13 protein-coding genes are annotated in these 15022 nt (G+C 66.5%); 7 read left to right on the top strand and 6 right to left on the bottom strand.

Annotation, left to right across the window (positions count from 1 at the left end):
- Positions 1-131 precede the first annotated feature (131 nt).
- Positions 132-2330, top strand: coding sequence for a tetratricopeptide repeat protein (locus tag MBR110_RS01450; protein ID WP_181709136.1), 2199 nt, complete (start codon positions 132-134; stop codon positions 2328-2330).
- Positions 2327-4813: a tetratricopeptide repeat protein gene (locus MBR110_RS01445; protein ID WP_059462316.1), complete on the top strand. Its 2487-nt coding sequence runs from the start codon at positions 2327-2329 to the stop codon at positions 4811-4813. Before MBR110_RS01450 ends, MBR110_RS01445 begins: the two co-directional genes overlap by 4 nt.
- Positions 4814-5034: 221 nt before the next feature.
- Here the strand turns inward: MBR110_RS01445 and MBR110_RS01440 are convergent, their stop codons facing one another.
- The 3 genes from MBR110_RS01440 to MBR110_RS01430 all read right to left on the bottom strand — a co-directional run bounded on the left by MBR110_RS01440 (position 5035) and on the right by MBR110_RS01430 (position 7781).
- A complete protein-coding gene (locus tag MBR110_RS01440; protein ID WP_014722222.1) occupies positions 5035-5331 on the bottom strand; it encodes a flagellar protein FliT in 297 nt (98 codons plus the stop codon).
- A 23-nt stretch (positions 5332-5354) separates the two neighbouring features.
- Complete coding sequence (gene fliD / locus MBR110_RS01435; RefSeq protein ID WP_014722223.1) at positions 5355-6773, bottom strand: flagellar filament capping protein FliD; 1419 nt, start codon at positions 6771-6773, stop codon at positions 5355-5357.
- A gap of 189 nt (positions 6774-6962) precedes the next feature.
- Positions 6963-7781 carry a flagellin domain-containing protein gene (locus MBR110_RS01430; RefSeq protein ID WP_014722224.1) on the bottom strand — a complete coding sequence of 273 codons (819 nt, stop codon included), beginning with the start codon at positions 7779-7781 and terminating at the stop codon, positions 6963-6965.
- A 541-nt stretch (positions 7782-8322) separates the two neighbouring features.
- Here MBR110_RS01430 and rpsU point away from each other — a divergent pair.
- A complete protein-coding gene (gene rpsU, locus MBR110_RS01425; protein WP_006401410.1) occupies positions 8323-8535 on the top strand; it encodes a 30S ribosomal protein S21 in 213 nt (70 codons plus the stop codon).
- Between the two features lie 250 nt (positions 8536-8785).
- On the opposite strand, the gene MBR110_RS01420 is transcribed toward rpsU, so the two are convergent.
- Positions 8786-9388, bottom strand: a complete 603-nt coding sequence (locus MBR110_RS01420; RefSeq protein ID WP_059462317.1) for a DNA-3-methyladenine glycosylase I — start codon at positions 9386-9388, stop codon at positions 8786-8788.
- A 141-nt stretch (positions 9389-9529) separates the two neighbouring features.
- Here MBR110_RS01420 and MBR110_RS01415 point away from each other — a divergent pair, with 141 nt between their 5' ends.
- Together MBR110_RS01415 and MBR110_RS01410 are read left to right on the top strand one after the other, a co-directional pair.
- Entirely contained in the window at positions 9530-10411 is an 882-nt protein-coding gene (locus MBR110_RS01415; protein WP_059602959.1) for a BadF/BadG/BcrA/BcrD ATPase family protein, read from the top strand.
- A 119-nt stretch (positions 10412-10530) separates the two neighbouring features.
- Positions 10531-11364, top strand: coding sequence for a Cof-type HAD-IIB family hydrolase (locus tag MBR110_RS01410; RefSeq protein ID WP_046428576.1), 834 nt, complete (start codon positions 10531-10533; stop codon positions 11362-11364).
- Between the two features lie 105 nt (positions 11365-11469).
- On the opposite strand, the gene aqpZ is transcribed toward MBR110_RS01410, so the two are convergent.
- Positions 11470-12207 (bottom strand): aquaporin Z, encoded by a 738-nt coding sequence (gene aqpZ / locus MBR110_RS01405; protein ID WP_011882897.1) that lies wholly within the window; start codon positions 12205-12207, stop codon positions 11470-11472.
- 295 nt (positions 12208-12502) lie between these two features.
- Here aqpZ and MBR110_RS01400 point away from each other — a divergent pair, with 295 nt between their 5' ends.
- Positions 12503-12799 carry an H-NS histone family protein gene (locus MBR110_RS01400; protein ID WP_011882898.1) on the top strand — a complete coding sequence of 99 codons (297 nt, stop codon included), beginning with the start codon at positions 12503-12505 and terminating at the stop codon, positions 12797-12799.
- 143 nt (positions 12800-12942) lie between these two features.
- Here MBR110_RS01400 and MBR110_RS01395 read toward each other — a convergent pair whose 3' ends face one another.
- The gene (locus MBR110_RS01395; RefSeq protein ID WP_014722229.1) at positions 12943-14007 is read right to left on the bottom strand and encodes a glycosyltransferase family 4 protein; all 1065 of its coding nucleotides are present in this window, start codon (positions 14005-14007) and stop codon (positions 12943-12945) included.
- A gap of 650 nt (positions 14008-14657) precedes the next feature.
- Between MBR110_RS01395 and flhD the strand changes: the two genes are divergently transcribed.
- Positions 14658-14978 carry a flagellar transcriptional regulator FlhD gene (flhD, locus tag MBR110_RS01390; RefSeq protein ID WP_034193026.1) on the top strand — a complete coding sequence of 107 codons (321 nt, stop codon included), beginning with the start codon at positions 14658-14660 and terminating at the stop codon, positions 14976-14978.
- The last annotated feature ends 44 nt before the right edge of the window (positions 14979-15022 follow it).

Raw genomic sequence — 15022 nt, 5'->3', positions numbered from 1 at the left:
CGCGGCATCGTCGCCGCGATAGGCCGCGATAGGTCGCGAAGGGATCGCGACCTCGCCCGTCACGATCGGACATCTGACGGTCGCCGATCGACTGCGTATGCGACTCATCCCTATTGAGCAGGACACACGAGATGGACGGAACAGGACAGGCATTGCAGACCGCGCTCGCGCACCATCAGTCCGGCCGTCTGGCCGAAGCGAAGACGCTGTACGACGCGATCCTCACCGCCCAGCCGGGCCAGCCGGATGCGCTGCATTTCCTGGGGCTGCTGGCGTGTCAGCTGAAGCAGTACGACGCGGGCCTCGCGCTGATGAAGCAGTCGCTGGTCGAGCGGCCGGACGCGTCGTACTTCAACAACCTCGGCAACATGCTGCGCGAAAGCGGCCGGCTCGACGACGCGATCGCGCACTACCGGCGCGCGGTGACGCTGCGGCCCGACTACCCTGAAGCACACAACAACCTCGGCAACGCGCTGCGCGACGCGGGCGATCCGACGGCGGCGATGGCGAGCTGCGCGCGCGCGATCGAGCTGCGCGCCCATTACGCGCAGGCCTACAACAATCTCGGCAACGCGCTGCAGGACCTGGGCGACCTCGATGGCGCCGCTACGCACTACGAACGCGCGATCGAGCTGGACGCGTCGATGGCGATGGCCCACGCGAACCTGAGCGCCGTGCGTCACAAGCAGTTGCGCTGCGCGGAAGCGCTTACCCATGCGCTGGACGCGATCCGCCTCGCGCCGAACCTGGGCGAGGCGCACAACCACGCGGGCAACGCGTATCACGGGCTGAACCGGCTCGACGACGCGCTGGCGTGCCATCGCACCGCCGTCACGCTGAATCCCGCCGACGCCGGCGCGTGCCACAACCTGTCCGTCGTGCTGCTGAAGCTGCAGCGGCTCGACGAAGCGCTCGTGTATTGCCGGCAGGCGCTGCAGGCCGGCGCGCCCGCCGTGTTGATGCACGTGAATCTCGGCGACATCCTGCGCGCGCAGGGCAACGTCGATGCCGCGGTCCACGCATATCGCGACGCGCTGGCGCTGGTGCGCGACGACGCCGACGACGTGGCGGCGACGGTGCTGAGCCGCTTGCTGTTCAGCGCGGCGGCATCCGCTTGCGTGAGCCCTGACGATTACCTGGCCGATGCGCTGCGCTACGGCCGCCATCTGGCGGCGCGTTCGACGCGCTATGCGCACGATCCGCGCGAGCGGGCCGCGCGCGCGCAGGGGCGGCCGCTGCGCGTCGGCTTCGTGTCCGGCGATCTGCGCCTGCATCCGGTCGGCATCTTCCTGGAGAGCGTGCTCGCCCACCTCGACCGCACGCGCATCGACCTGCGCGTGTACGTGACCACGGACGAGGAGGACGCGATCACCGCGAAACTGAAGCCGCACGCGAGCGTCTGGCGCTCGATCGCCGCGCTGCCGCCGGAGGCCGCCGCGCGAATGATTCATGACGACGGGATCGACGTCCTCGTCGACCTCGCGGGCCATACGCAGTCGAGCGGGCTGGCCGCATTCGGCTGGAAACCCGCGCCGGTGCAGGCGAGCTGGCTCGGCTTTTTCGCGACGACAGGCTGCGACGCGATCGACTACTTCATCGGCGACCGCTACACGCTGCCGGACGCCGACGCGCATCACTTCGTCGAAGCGCCGTGGCGGCTGCCGGACAGCTTCCTGTGCTTCACGCCGCCGGCCGACGAGGTCGAGGTCGGTCCGCTGCCGATGGCGGCGCACGGCCATCCGACCTTCGGCTGCTTCGGCCAGCTCGTGAAGATCGGCGACGACGTCGTGCACGCGTGGTCGCGCATCCTGCACGCGGTGCCGGACGCGCGGCTGCTGCTCAAGGCGCACGAGCTCGGCCGCGAGGGCGTGCGCGACGCGACCGTCGCGCGGTTCGCGCGGCATGGCATCGGCGCCGACCGGCTGATCCTCGAGGCCGGTTCGCCGCGCACGGAATACCTGAACGCATATAACCGCATCGACGTCGCGCTGAGCCCGTTCCCGTACCCGGGCGGCACGACCACCGCCGAAGCAATGTGGATGGGCGTGCCGGTGCTCGGCATGAAGGGCAGCCGGTTCGTCACGCACATCTGCGAAAGCCTGCTGCACGCGGCGGGCATGGGCGAATGGATCGCGGACGGCGAGGACGCCTACGTCGCGAAGGCGATCGCGGCGGTGCGCGACCGCGAGCGGCTCGCGACGCTGCGCGCCGGCCTGCGCGCGCAGGTGCTCGCATCGCCGCTGTGCGACGCGCGCCGGTTCGCGACGCATCTCGAAGCGGCGTTCCTCGCCATGTGGCAACGCTATACGAACTCGGAACAGGAAGCATGAACGATATCCACGACACGCTGCAATCCGCGCTGGCGCATCACCAGTCGGGGCGTCTCGCGGAAGCGAAGACGCTGTACGACGCGATCCTCACCGCCCAGCCGGGCCAGCCGGATGCGCTGCATTTCCTGGGGCTGCTGGCGTGTCAGCTGAAGCAGTACGACGCGGGCCTCGCGCTGATGAAGCAGTCGCTGGTCGAGCGGCCGGACGCGTCGTACTTCAACAACCTGGGCAACATGCTGCGCGAAAGCGGCCGGCTCGACGACGCGATCGCGCACTACCGTCGCGCGGTCGCGCTGCGTCCGGATTATGCGGAAGCGCACAACAACCTCGGCAACGCGCTGCGCGACGCGCGCGATCCGACGGCGGCGATGGCGAGCTGCGCGCGCGCGATCGAGCTGCGCCCCGACTACGCGCAGGCCTACAACAATCTGGGCAACGCGCTGCAGGATCTGGGCGAGCACGAGGCGGCGGCGGCGAGCTACGCCAAGGCGGTCGCGCACCAGCCGCAATACGCCGACGCGTACAGCAACCTCGGCAACGCACTGCGCGCGCAGGAGAAATTCGACGAGGCTGCGGATGCCTATCGCCGCGCTATCGCGCTGCAACCGGGTTTGCGCGTTGCTCATCAAGGGCTGAGCGAGACGCTGCGCGCGGCAGGCGATCTGCGGGGTGCGGTCGACCATGCGCGCGAAGGGCTCGATCCGGGCGACGCGGACGCGCACTGCGTACTGGCAAGACTGCTGCAGCGCATGAGCGAATTCGACAAGGCGGTCGCGCTGCTCGAACGGGCGATCGAGATCGATCCCGCGCGTGCGCGGGCATGGGCCTGGCTCGGCGACCTGCGCAACCAGCAGGGCGAATACGGGCAGGCAGTGCAGGCGTGCCGGCACGCGATCGAGCTCGATCCCGAACTGGCCGATGCGTACAACTTCCTCGGCTTCGCGTATCACAACCTCAACGCGCTGGCCGCCGCGGAGTTGAGCTACCGACACGCGATCGACCTGAACCCCGACGATGCCGACGCGCATCACAACCTCGCCGCCGTGCTGTTGCGGCTCGAGAAGCTGGACGAGGCGATGGAGCACATCGAGATCGCTCGGGAGCTCGGCATCGATCCCCTCAAGATGCAGATGACGCTCGGCGACATCCGGTGGGCGAGAGGCGATTTCACCGGCGCGCTGGACGCGTACCGCTCGGCGATCCGATACGACCTGCATCGCGCGTACTCGCGGATGCTGTTCAACATGTCGAGTTCGCCGGCGTTCGAGCCGCAGGAGTGGGTCGTCGAAGCGGTCCGCTACGGCGAACATCTCGAGCGCGATGCGGATCCGTTCGAGCACGATCGCGCGAAGCGCGTCGCGCAGGCGCATGCACGGCCGCTGCGCGTCGGCTTCGTGTCGGGCGACCTGCGCCAGCATCCGGTCGGGATTTTCCTGGAGAGCGTGCTCGGGCGGATCGACCGGTCGCGTATCGAGCCGCATGCCTATGTGACCTTCGTCGGCGAGGACGGCGTGACCGCGCGGCTCAAGCCGAACTTCGCGAGCTGGAAGAAGGTGGTCGGCCTGGGCCGCGAAGAGGCCGCGCAACTGATTCGCGACGACGGGATGGACATCCTGATCGATATGGCCGGTCACACCGATTGGAGCGGCCTGCCGATCTTCGCGCACAAGCCCGCGCCGGTGCAGGCGAGCTGGCTCGGTTTCTTCGCGACGACCGGCTGCCGCGCGATCGACTATTTCATCGGCGATGCGCACACGCTGCCCGCCGACGAGGAGCATCACTTCACCGAGCGCCCGTGGCGGCTGCCGGACAGCTACCTGTGCTTCACGCCGCCTGCGTACGACGTCGCGGTCGGCCCGCTGCCGATGGCGACCAATGGCGGCGTCACGTTCGGCTGCTTCGGCAAGCTGGTCAAGATCAGCGACGGGGTCGTCGCGCTGTGGTCGCGGATCCTGCACGCGCTGCCGGGCGCGCGCCTGCTGCTGAAGGCGTATGAACTCGGCGCCGACGACGTGAATCGGGCGACGCTCGAGCGCTTCGCGCGGCATGGCATCAGCGCGGACCGGCTGATTCTCGAGGGCGGCTCGCCGCGCGCGGAATACTTCGCCGCGTACAACCGCATCGACATCGCGTTGAGCCCGTTCCCGTACCCGGGCGGCACGACCACCGCCGAAGCGCTGTGGATGGGCGTGCCGGTGCTCGGCATGAAGGGCGGCCGGTTCGTCACGCACATCTGCGAGAGCCTGTTGCACGCGGCGGGCATGGGCGAATGGATCGCCGACGACGAGGCGGCGTACCTCGCGAAGGCAGTCGCATTCGCGACCGACCGCGACCGGCTGGCGACGCTGCGCGCCACGCTGCGCGAGCGCGTGCTGGCGTCGCCGCTGTGCGACGCATCGCGCTTTGCGCACAACCTGGAGGACGCGCTGCACGGCATGTGGGCCAGCTACGCGGCTGGCGAGACGGCGCCCGCGGACGCGTGACGCGCGAGCGGGGCGGGCCGCGGCTGGAAGCGACGTTCGAACCGACGCTTTGTGTGCCGGCCGAATGAGCGCTACTGGGTGACCGGCGCGATCCCGCTCGCGCCCCGCGTGCCGGCGAAAAAAAAGCCGCATTGAAGCGGCTCGACGTTACGGCGACTACGGTCCGCTCGACTGGCGGCGTCTTCTAGTTCGACATCGGTACAGACCAGACGGCCTGCCGGTTACAGCATGCCCGTCTTCTGGTACAAGCTCGCGGCCTTGATGCGTTCCTGCGACTGCGCAAATTCCGCAGTCAGACGGTGATGGTCCGCCTGCGCGTGCGCCGTGATCGACGCGTCGATGGCCATGATTTGCCGCACCCGGTCCAGCGCATCCTGCGTCTGCTCGCCGGACAGGCTCATCAGCAGCGGCGAGCGTTCGCCGACGAGGGCCGCGACGCGCACCCAGTCGCGTGCGTCGGCCGCCGACTGCATGGCGCGGGTCAGGTCGAAGGCGCGGGACAGGGTGTCGGTCGTCATGGTCAGGTCCGGTTCGTAGTGGCTTACTTGTTGGTGGCCAACGCGCCGGCGCTACTCTGGCCGCCGAACAATTGAGTCAGATACCGCGTGTTGTTCGCCATCTGCGCCATCAGCGAGTTCAGCGCGGTGAACTGCGCGGTGTATTGCGTGGTCAGCTGGTTCGAGTAGGTCTGCAGTTGCGTGGCCTGACTCTGCACGTTCGTCAGATCGGCGTTGATCGCGCTGGTGCGCTGGTCGATCAGGCCGGATGTTTGCGTGTACGAGTTGATCTGCGAGTTGAGCGCTTGCGCCACGCCGTTCGTCTGGTTGAAGATCGCCGCCACCGTCGAGCTGTTCGACTTGAGTGCGGTGGTCAGCGCGGCGGTATCGACCGTCATCGTGCCGGTCGACGTCACGTTGATGCCGATGCTGCCGAGCGCATACGTCGTACCGCCGGTCGTGACGCCGCTGCTGAGCGTCGTTGCGAGCGCGTTCGTGATCGTGTTCAGCATCGCATCGCCGAGCAGCGGGCCGGCGCTCTTCGCCGTCGAGTCGTAGGACGACAGCGATTTCGCCGTGGTCACGAAGCTGGTGTACGCGTTCGCGAAATTGGTGATCGCATTCGTCGCCGCGGCCGTGTCCTGCGACAGCGTGATGGTTTGCGTCGTGCCGACCGCGGCTTGCGACAGCGCCAGCGAGACGCCCGTCAGCGCGCCCGTGACGGTGTTCGATGCGCTCGATACCGGCGTGCCGTCGATCGTCAGCTTCGCATCGGCCGCCGGGGTGACCGTCGTGTAGCCCGACGTCAGTTTCGAGTTGACGCCCGTGCCCGTGATCGAGATCGTGTTGGCCGCGCCGGTGGCGTTCGACTGCATCACGAGATGCTGTCCGTCCGAACCGGTGATGACCGATGCGGTAACGCCAGCATTGCCGGATGCGGAATTGATCGACGACGCGATGTCGGACAGCGATGCGCCGGCCGCCACGTTGACGTTGAACGCGGCATTGCTGCCGAAGGTGATGCTCAGCGAGCCTGCCGAGATCGTGTCCGCGGACGTCACGCCGGCCGACGACAGCTTGTTGGCGGTCGCGAGTTGCGTGACGTTGACCGAATACGAACCGGCCACCGCGCTGCTGCTGCTCGTCACCGTCGTCGCGATGCCGGTGCCGCTCGCCGTCGCCGCCAGGCCGCTGAGCGTGCTGCCGTCCGAGAGGCCGGTAAGCGCGCTCTGCAGCGCCGACAGCGCACTCTTCAACTGGCCGATCGCGGACAGTTGCGTATTGTCGTTCGTCTGCCGGGTCTGCAGCGTCTGCAATTGCCCGGCCGTCTTCGCGTTCACCAGCGTCGTCACGAGCGTATTGACGTCGAGCGACGAATTGGTCGCGCCGCTGATGATCGACTGTCCGGCCTGCGACAGGAGGGTGCTGATGTCGGTGCTGCTGACGGGGGTGGTGGTGGCCATGCCGTTACTCCGGTCGTCCGCGCAATCAACGAGCGCGATGCGGCGGTGGCGCCGCGGTTCAATGCAAAGAGGGAGGCGTGCCTCCCTTGAGAATTCCGGTCAGGGCGGCGGCGTCGCATCGAGTGCCGATGGCGACGCCGCGGTGCCCGTAGGCGGGCGGGCATGTGGCCCGCCGCGCGTGCTTCTCTATTAACCGAGGAGCTTCAGGACTTGCTGCGGCAGCGAGTTCGCTTGCGCCAGAACCGAGATGCCTGCTTGCTGCAGCACTTGCGCCTTGCTCAGGTTCGCCGTTTCCGTCGCGAAGTCCGCGTCGGTGATCTGCGCGCGAGCAGCGCTCATGTTGGTTGCCTGGGTTTGCGTCGTCGAGATCGCAGCCTGGAACGTGTTCTGTGCCGCACCCAGCGTTGCCTGGAACGTGTTGACTTGCTTCAGTGCCGCGTCGATCGCCGTGATCGCCGATTGCGCACCCGATTGCGTGCTGACGCTCAGGGCGTTCACGCTCATGCCCGTGCTGTTCCAGTTCTGCGTGCCGAAGTCGACGGTAACGACCTGGTTCGCTGCTGCGCCGATCTGGAACGTGACGCTGCCCGTGCCGCCCAGGATGGTCTGGCTGTTGAACGTCGTTTGCGATGCGACACGGTCGATTTCGCCGAGACGCGTCGAGACTTCAGCTTGCAGGTTTGCACGAGCGGCCGAATCCAGCGAGCCGTCACCCGACTGCACTGCCAGCGTACGGATACGTTGCAGGTTGTCGATCGTCGATTGCAGCGCGCCGTTGGCGGTCTGGATCATCGAGATGCCGTTGTTCGCGTTTGCAACACCCTGCGTCAGCGCGTTGATTGCTGCGGTTTGCGTCGTTGCGATCGCCAGGCCTGCTGCGTCGTCAGCTGCGGTGTTGATGCGCTTGCCCGACGAGAGGCGGTTGATCGCTTGCGACAGTGCGCTTTGCGAGCCCGACAGGTTCGTCTGCGTCGTCAGCGAAAGGATGTTGGTGTTGATGTTCAGCATTTGCTTCCTCGTTTTGGAAAATGCCTGAGTACAGACAGGGGTCGTTTTCGGCGTCGCGCTTTATCGCGAGTGGCGCTGCCCGCCTTTCCTGGTTGACGGCGGCACCCGGCGAAAACTTTAGAAACTCCGTCGAGGAAATTCGGGACGGAAGTGGGATGGGGGCGCGAAGCCCAAGCCTGGCTTGGGTCGCAGCGATTTTGTGGGCGCGTGCGGCAGCCGTTCGGGACGGCATTTCGGCAGCCTTCACGCGCTGCAGCACCCCGCGAACGACAAAAGGATGGTTTTGTCTGTGATTTCCTGCTATGATGGCGGGCTGAATTGAGATTTTCTGTCACGCCTTTGCCGTTGCGGCATTCCTGCTGGCAGTCAAACGCGGCGCTGCACGCGGCTTGTGAAGCGTACTCGCGGTGCTTTCCGCCTCTCATTTCCGGCCTCCGAGGCCGTATTTCCGCTCGTTTCGCCTGTTGTGGGGACGCCCGGATGGCCGGTGCGTGGCGCTTGGCCGCTACGTTTTTGACCGTTTAAGCACTTTAGGAACGACATGACGACGATTCTTCTGAAAGAAAACGAGCCGTTCGAAGTGGCGATTCGCCGCTTTCGCCGTGCTATCGAAAAAAATGGCCTGATCGCTGAACTGCGCGAACGCCAGTCCTACGAAAAGCCGACCGCAGTCCGCAAGCGCAAGAAGGCAGCAGCCGTCAAGCGCCTGCACAAGCGTCTGCGTAGCCAGATGCTGCCGAAGAAGCTCCACTAAGAGCGTCTGACGGTTCGCCGCGAAACGGCGGAGCGTGCTTCGAAAGAAGCCGCTCCGCCGTTTTGCTTTTTTGGCTGGCTGTTCCGGGCGGGAAAGGCGTCGGGAGCGCTGCCGACAGGCGCGGTCTGCGGCTATCCCCCCAGCCGGCGCCGCTGCCGCTGCCGCTGCCGCGGTCGTGCCGCCGGGCCAGCCCGCTTCGTGGCGGGCCTGTCGTCGGCCCGCCCGGCCCCCGCTGCCCGCCGCCTCGCCGTCAGCCCGCGTTGCGGCGCCGTGCCGGCCGCTTGCCGGCCAGCGCCGCACATTGCGCATGGCAAGGGCAGCCGAGTTCGTGATCGTTCACCATCCCGGTCGCCTGCATCAACGCATAGCAGATCGTCGAGCCGACGAACTTGCAGCCGTACGCCTTCAACGCCTTGCTGAGCGCGTCGGACTCGGCGGTCGACGCCGGCGCGTCGCGATACGACCGCCACGCGTTCTGGATCGGCGTATCACCGACGAACGACCACAGGAACTTCGCCAGCGACCCGTGCTCCTCGCGAATCTGCTGCACGGCCCGCGCATTGATCACCGCTGATTGGACCTTCGCGCGATTGCGCACGATGCCGGGATTCGCGAGCAGCTCGTCGACGCGTTGCGGTGTGAAGCGCGCGACCGCGTCGACGTCGAAATCGGCGAACGCCTCCCGATAGCCGGCGCGTTTGTTCAGGATCGTCGACCACGACAGCCCGGCCTGCGCGCCTTCCAGGATCAGCATCTCGAACAGGTGGCGATCGTCATGCGACGGCACGCCCCATTCAGTATCGTGATAGTGCGCGTCCGCTTCCGTCTTTACCCAGTTGCACCGCTGCGACATCGTCGGCCTCGTTCCAGTGTCGATTCGATCGCGCCAGCATAGCGGAAGCCCCATGCGCGGCATAGCTGGCCGAACGGCAGATGGGCGCGCGGGGCCGATGCGGTTAAGCTTGGCGACTGGTCGAATCAGCAGGATCCACGCATGACGGCATTACTTTTTGCAATCGGCATCGACGGCGGCGGCACCGGCACCCGCGCGGTGCTCGCCGACCGGCACGGCCGCGAACTCGCCCAGGGGCGCGGCGGCCCGTCGGGGCTCGGCCTCGGCATCGAGCGCGCCTGGGCGTCGATCGGCACGGCCTGTGCCGACGCGTTCACGCAAGCGGGACTCGCGCTGAACTGGTCGCAATGCGCGCTTGGCTGCGGGCTGGCGGGCGTCAACAACGCTGCCTGGCTGGCCGCTTTCCGTGCGCACGCGCCGCTCGACGCGCTCGCGGTCGAAAGCGACGCATACACGACGCTGGTCGGTGCGCACGGCGGCGCGCCGGGGCTCATCGTCGCGCTGGGCACCGGCAGCATCGCGGCGGTGCTCGATGCGGTGGGCGATTGCCGCATTGCGGGCGGCTTCGGCTTTCCGTCCGGCGACGAGGCAAGCGGCGCGTGGCTCGGCATGCGTGCGCTTGCTTACGCGCAGCAGGCGCTCGATGGCCGTGCGCCGCGTGATGCGTTTGCCGAGGCGCTGCTCGGCGCAACGGGCGCGGACGATCGCGACGCGCTCGTCCAGTGGTCGTGCGACGCGAACCAGACCATCTACGCGCGGCTCGCGCCGATCGTGTTCGCGCATCGCGACCATCCGTATGCGGCCGCGCTCATCGCGCAGGCCGGCGAGGAGATCGGCAAGATGATCGACGCGCTCGACCCGCGGCACGCGCTGCCGGTCGCGCTGTGCGGCGGGCTGGCCGACGCGCTCGCGCCGGCCGTACCCGAGCGCCACGCGACCCGGTTGCGGGCGCCGCTCGACGATTCCGCGCACGGCGCGTTGCGACTCGCCTTGAAGGCGCTGGCGGCCGCGGGCGCCGGATAGCGGGGCGCGCGTGGTGAGTCACCGGTGATCGGAGGCAGACGCCGGTCGTCCGGCGCGCGGGTCGGCCCGACGTTAAAATGGCGGCTCCGCACCGCCGTGCGCGTCCTTCACCGCGTCCCATGTACAAAGTCATCGCCACCGATCTCGACGGCACCCTGCTGAACAGCGATCACCAACTCGATCCGTACACGATCGAGACCATCCGCCGGCTCGAACGCGACGGCCTGCAGTTCGTGATCGCGACCGGGCGGCATTATGCGGACGTCGCCGGCATCCGCGACGTGCTGGGGATCCGGCCATACCTGATCACGTCGAACGGCGCGCGCGTGCACGCGCCGGACGACACGGCGATCCACGCGCAGGACATCGACCCGGCAATCGTCCGCGAGCTCGTGCAGCCCGCCGTGGCCGGCGCGCACGGGCGCGTGATCGTCAATCTGTTTACCGATCGCGGCTGGCTGATCGATCGCGAGGCCCCGCACCTGCTCGAATTCCATCAGGACTCCGGTTTCCGCTACGACGTGATCGACATGGCCGCGCACGACGGCACGGATATCGCGAAGGTGCTCTACATCGGCGAGCCGGCCGACCTCGCGGTGGTCGCCGAGCAGATGCGCGTGCAGTTCGGCGACGCGCTGTACGTCACCTACTCGCTGCCCGATTGCCTGGAAGTGATGACCGCCAACGTCTCGAAAGGCCGCGCGCTGCGGGCGGTGCTCGAGCGGCTCGGCGTCGACGCCGGGCACTGCATCGCGTTCGGCGACAACATGAACGACATCGATCTGCTCGAAACCGCCGGGCACGCGTTCATGATGAACAACGCGAATCCCGACCTGATCGCGCGCTTGCCGCACATTCCGCGGATCGGCAACAACTTCGACGCCGGCGTGGCGCGTCACCTGCGCACGCTGTTCGCGCTGACGGATGCCGTCGACGGCGTCGCGGCGTCCTGAACGAAAAGGAAAAACGGGCGCCAGCGGCGCCCGTTCAAATTACCTGCCTCGTGTTGTTCGACAGCGTGAGGCTCGCTGCGCTGCTCGCGTGACCCCGTAGCGTTGTTATTCGACGGTGCGAGCGGATGCGGGCAGCAGGACGGCAGCGTCGCGCCCTGCGATCAACGGATAGACGACCCCTGCGATGGCTGCGCCGATGATCGGCGCAATCCAGAACAGCCACAGCTGGCCGATCGCTTCGCCGCCCACGAACAGCGCGGGGCCGGTCGAGCGGGCCGGGTTCACCGACGTGTTCGTGACCGGGATCGAGATCAGGTGGATCAACGTCAGGCACAGGCCGATCGCGATCGGTGCGAAGCCGGCCGGCGCGCGCTTGTCGGTCGCGCCGAGAATCACGAACAGGAAGAAGCCCGTCATCACGACTTCGCAGATGAACGCCGCGCCGAGCGAGTAGTGGCCGGGCGAGCGCTCGCCGAAGCCGTTGGTCGCAAAGCCGCTGCCCACCACGTCGAAGCCCGGCTTGCCGGTTGCGATCAGATACAGCACGAACGCGCCGAGCGTGGCGCCGACCACCTGCGCGACGATGTACGGGACGAGATCGCGTGCCGGAAAGCGGCCGGCGACCGTCAAGCCCACGCTCACAGCCGGATTCAAATGGCAACCCGAAATATGGCCGATCGCGAATGCCATCGTCAGCACGGTCAGGCCGAAAGCAAGTGCGACGCCGGCAAAGCCGATGCCGAGGCCCGGAAAGGCGGCCGCCAGCACGGCGCTTCCGCACCCGCCGAGCACCAGCCAAAACGTGCCGAATGCTTCTGCGGCCAGCCGCTGTGAAAGATTCATGAAGGGACCTCGTCCAAGTAGGGTGAACACCAATGAGCGGCCGGCTGATTTACTTCGTCGCCCGAATTGGTCTGGATTATAGGAAATGAATCGGACCGACGAGGGTCAACGATTGTTAAATTTGAATGCCGACGGCTCGCTTTATTAGAATAAATCCGCATTCTCCATATAGACGAATCGGTTAAAGATGGCAGAATTAATTGGCAAGAGCAGGGCGGCAGTGCGATGACGTAACGGGTGTCGGCGTTCCGGCCGGAGTCGGCGGAGCCGCATCATGCAAAAAAAGGGAGTCGATATGTCTCAATACGCGAAACTCAAGGCGCAGATCGCCGATCTGCAGGCCCAGGCGGACGAAGTGCGCCGTCAGGAAGTGGCGGCAGTGATCACCGAAGTCCAGCGGGTGATTGCCGAATACGGGCTGACGGCCCAGGATCTGGGATTCGCCGAGCGGGCGCGGCGCGGCCGGCCGCCGAAAAAGGCGCCGTTGCCGCCGAAATACCGCGATCCGAAGTCGGGTGCAACCTGGAGTGGTCGCGGCAAGCCGCCGAATTGGATCGTCGGCAAAAACCGCGATCGTTTCCTGATCGAATGATCCACCAATCGCCGGCACCAATCAGCGCGCCGCGCAAAAAGAAAGAGCCGCATCGACGATGCGGCTCTTTGTTCGATGCTGGCAGCTTTTACGCGCGGATTTCCACGCAATTTTTCCGGCGTATTTCGTGACGAATTTACGCGTCAGGCTCCGGCGACCCTGCGCAACGCCGGGCGTTTCGCCGCCGCGCAAAGCGATTCGTAGGTTTCGACATAGCGGCGCGCCATCGCCGTGGCGCTGAAGCGCGTATCGAAGCGGGCGCGGATCGCGTCGCGCGACAGGCTGTCGATCCGGTGCAGTGCGCCGACCGCGCCCTGCACGTCCTCGACGATGAAGCCGGTCACGCCGTCCTCGATCACCTCCGGCACCGAGCCGCGGTTGAACGCCACGACCGGCGTACCGCACGCCATCGCCTCGATCATTACCAGCCCGAACGGTTCCGGCCAGTCGATCGGGAACAGCAGCGCCTTGGCGCCCGACAGGAACGCCGGCTTCTGCGCCTCGTTGATCTCGCCGATGAATTCGACGTGCGCCTCGCCCAGCAGCGGCTCGATCACTTCCTTGAAGTAGTCGGCGTCGGCCTTGTCGACCTTCGCGGCGATCTTCAGCGGCAGCCCGCTTTGCGCGGCGATCCGGATCGCCGTGTCCACGCGCTTTTCCGGGCAGATGCGGCCGAGGAACGCGAGGTACTCGGGCTTCACGTCCGGCTGGGGCGTGAGCAGCGTGTCGGGCAGCCCGTGATACACGGTGCCGGCCCACGCGGCCTGCGGCAGCGGCTTGCGCTGCGAATTCGAGATCGATACGACGGGCGCGTCCGGGAACGCGTCGAACACCGGCTGCAGCTCGGGCAGGTCGAGGCGGCCGTGCAGCGTCGTCACATAAGGCGTGTCGAGCCGCGACATCAGCGGGAACGGCAGATAGTCCAGATGGAAGTGCAGCACGTCGAATTCGTGCGCGACCCGCGCCACCTGCTCGATCAGGCGCATATGGGGCGCCATCGAGTCGCGGATCGACGGGTCGAGCCGCAGCGCGCGCGGCCACGCGGCCTCGAGCCGCGCGGACGTGACGGAGTCGCCGCTCGCGAACAGCGTCACGTCGTGGCCGAGCTCGACGAGCGCCTCGGTCAGGTAGGACACGACACGCTCGGTGCCGCCGTAAAGTTTCGGCGGGACGGCTTCGTAAAGCGGCGCGATCTGGGCAATACGCATGGGCGTTCTCCAGTGTCGACCAGCGGGTCCGGTGCGGATGCTGGTCCGATACAAGGTTGCGGAACTCGCCGACGCACGCGTTGAGCGGTACGTGACCGGCCCGCGAGGGGAGATGCGGGACGCCGGGCGGCAAGCTGCGGGGCGGGCCGGCGCGGCTCACGCCGCCGCCCATTGGAGTCCATTATGGATATCGCCTTCAGGGGTTCGAGTGTTTTTTCAAAGACTTAAGGCTTGTTACACGATGAAATACGCGAAAACCCCGAGAAAAAGGGCACGCGAATCGAAATCGAGACAGTGGCCATAATTGTTGCGATATCGTGAAAAACCACTATAATTTTTACCGATTGACTCACTCGCGCCCCGCCGTTCCAGCTTCCCCCGTCTACGCGCTCTGCAGCGCCTCTCCTCCGACAGATCCGGGTTTCACCCGTCCCCACCGGGCATTTTTTCTGTCGGAAAAATTCCTACACGGTTTACAGACAAATCCTGCACGGCATACGCCACTTCGCTGATACCGGCATAAAGGCCGTTTAGCCAGAATTCGGCCTGTAAGACTATAAACGTGCCGGCAGCTGCGCCAGTAGGCGCCTGATAGAGCAAACGTTTTCATAACACGAAAGGCCAAAGCAAAGTTTTCTAACGGGGGAATGATGAGCGCCACCAGCGAAATGCTCAGTGAGATCAAAGAGGTCAACCTGTCGTACCTCCTTCTCGCGCAGCGCCTGCTGCGGGAAGACAAAGCGATGGGCATGTTCCGCATGGGTGTTTCCGAGGAACTCGCCGATGTGCTCGCGAACCTCACGCTCGCGCAGACCGTGAAGCTCGCCGCATCGAACCAGATGCTGTGCCGCTTCCGCTTCGACGACCACGCGTTGCTGTCGTCGCTCGCCGACAAAGGCCGCAGCGACGTCGTCACGCACGCACACTCGGCCATCCTGATGGCCGGCCAGCCGGTCGAAAGCGTCCGCTGATCACCACCGCCTCCACGTTCGCCCCGGCGCGCCGCGCCGGCGGG

Origin of the sequence: Burkholderia sp. MBR-1, assembly GCF_013822785.1 — a bacterium.
Taxonomy (GTDB): Bacteria; Pseudomonadota; Gammaproteobacteria; order Burkholderiales; family Burkholderiaceae; genus Burkholderia; species Burkholderia vietnamiensis.
The sequence above is the reverse complement of the archived record's forward strand: the minus strand, read 5'-3'. Positions and strand labels throughout refer to the sequence as shown.

Coding starts and splice junctions, on each gene's coding strand:
- rpsU (WP_006401410.1), top strand. CDS start 8,323: ATGACGACGATTCTTCTGAAAGAAAACGAGCCGTTCGAAGTGGCGATT.
- MBR110_RS01395 (WP_014722229.1), bottom strand. CDS start 14,007: ATGCGTATTGCCCAGATCGCGCCGCTTTACGAAGCCGTCCCGCCGAAA.
- flhD (WP_034193026.1), top strand. CDS start 14,658: ATGAGCGCCACCAGCGAAATGCTCAGTGAGATCAAAGAGGTCAACCTG.
- MBR110_RS01430 (WP_014722224.1), bottom strand. CDS start 7,781: ATGCTGAACATCAACACCAACATCCTTTCGCTGACGACGCAGACGAAC.
- MBR110_RS01415 (WP_059602959.1), top strand. CDS start 9,530: ATGACGGCATTACTTTTTGCAATCGGCATCGACGGCGGCGGCACCGGC.
- fliD (WP_014722223.1), bottom strand. CDS start 6,773: ATGGCCACCACCACCCCCGTCAGCAGCACCGACATCAGCACCCTCCTG.
- MBR110_RS01450 (WP_181709136.1), top strand. CDS start 132: ATGGACGGAACAGGACAGGCATTGCAGACCGCGCTCGCGCACCATCAG.
- MBR110_RS01445 (WP_059462316.1), top strand. CDS start 2,327: ATGAACGATATCCACGACACGCTGCAATCCGCGCTGGCGCATCACCAG.
- MBR110_RS01420 (WP_059462317.1), bottom strand. CDS start 9,388: ATGTCGCAGCGGTGCAACTGGGTAAAGACGGAAGCGGACGCGCACTAT.
- MBR110_RS01400 (WP_011882898.1), top strand. CDS start 12,503: ATGTCTCAATACGCGAAACTCAAGGCGCAGATCGCCGATCTGCAGGCC.
- MBR110_RS01440 (WP_014722222.1), bottom strand. CDS start 5,331: ATGACGACCGACACCCTGTCCCGCGCCTTCGACCTGACCCGCGCCATG.
- MBR110_RS01410 (WP_046428576.1), top strand. CDS start 10,531: ATGTACAAAGTCATCGCCACCGATCTCGACGGCACCCTGCTGAACAGC.
- aqpZ (WP_011882897.1), bottom strand. CDS start 12,207: ATGAATCTTTCACAGCGGCTGGCCGCAGAAGCATTCGGCACGTTTTGG.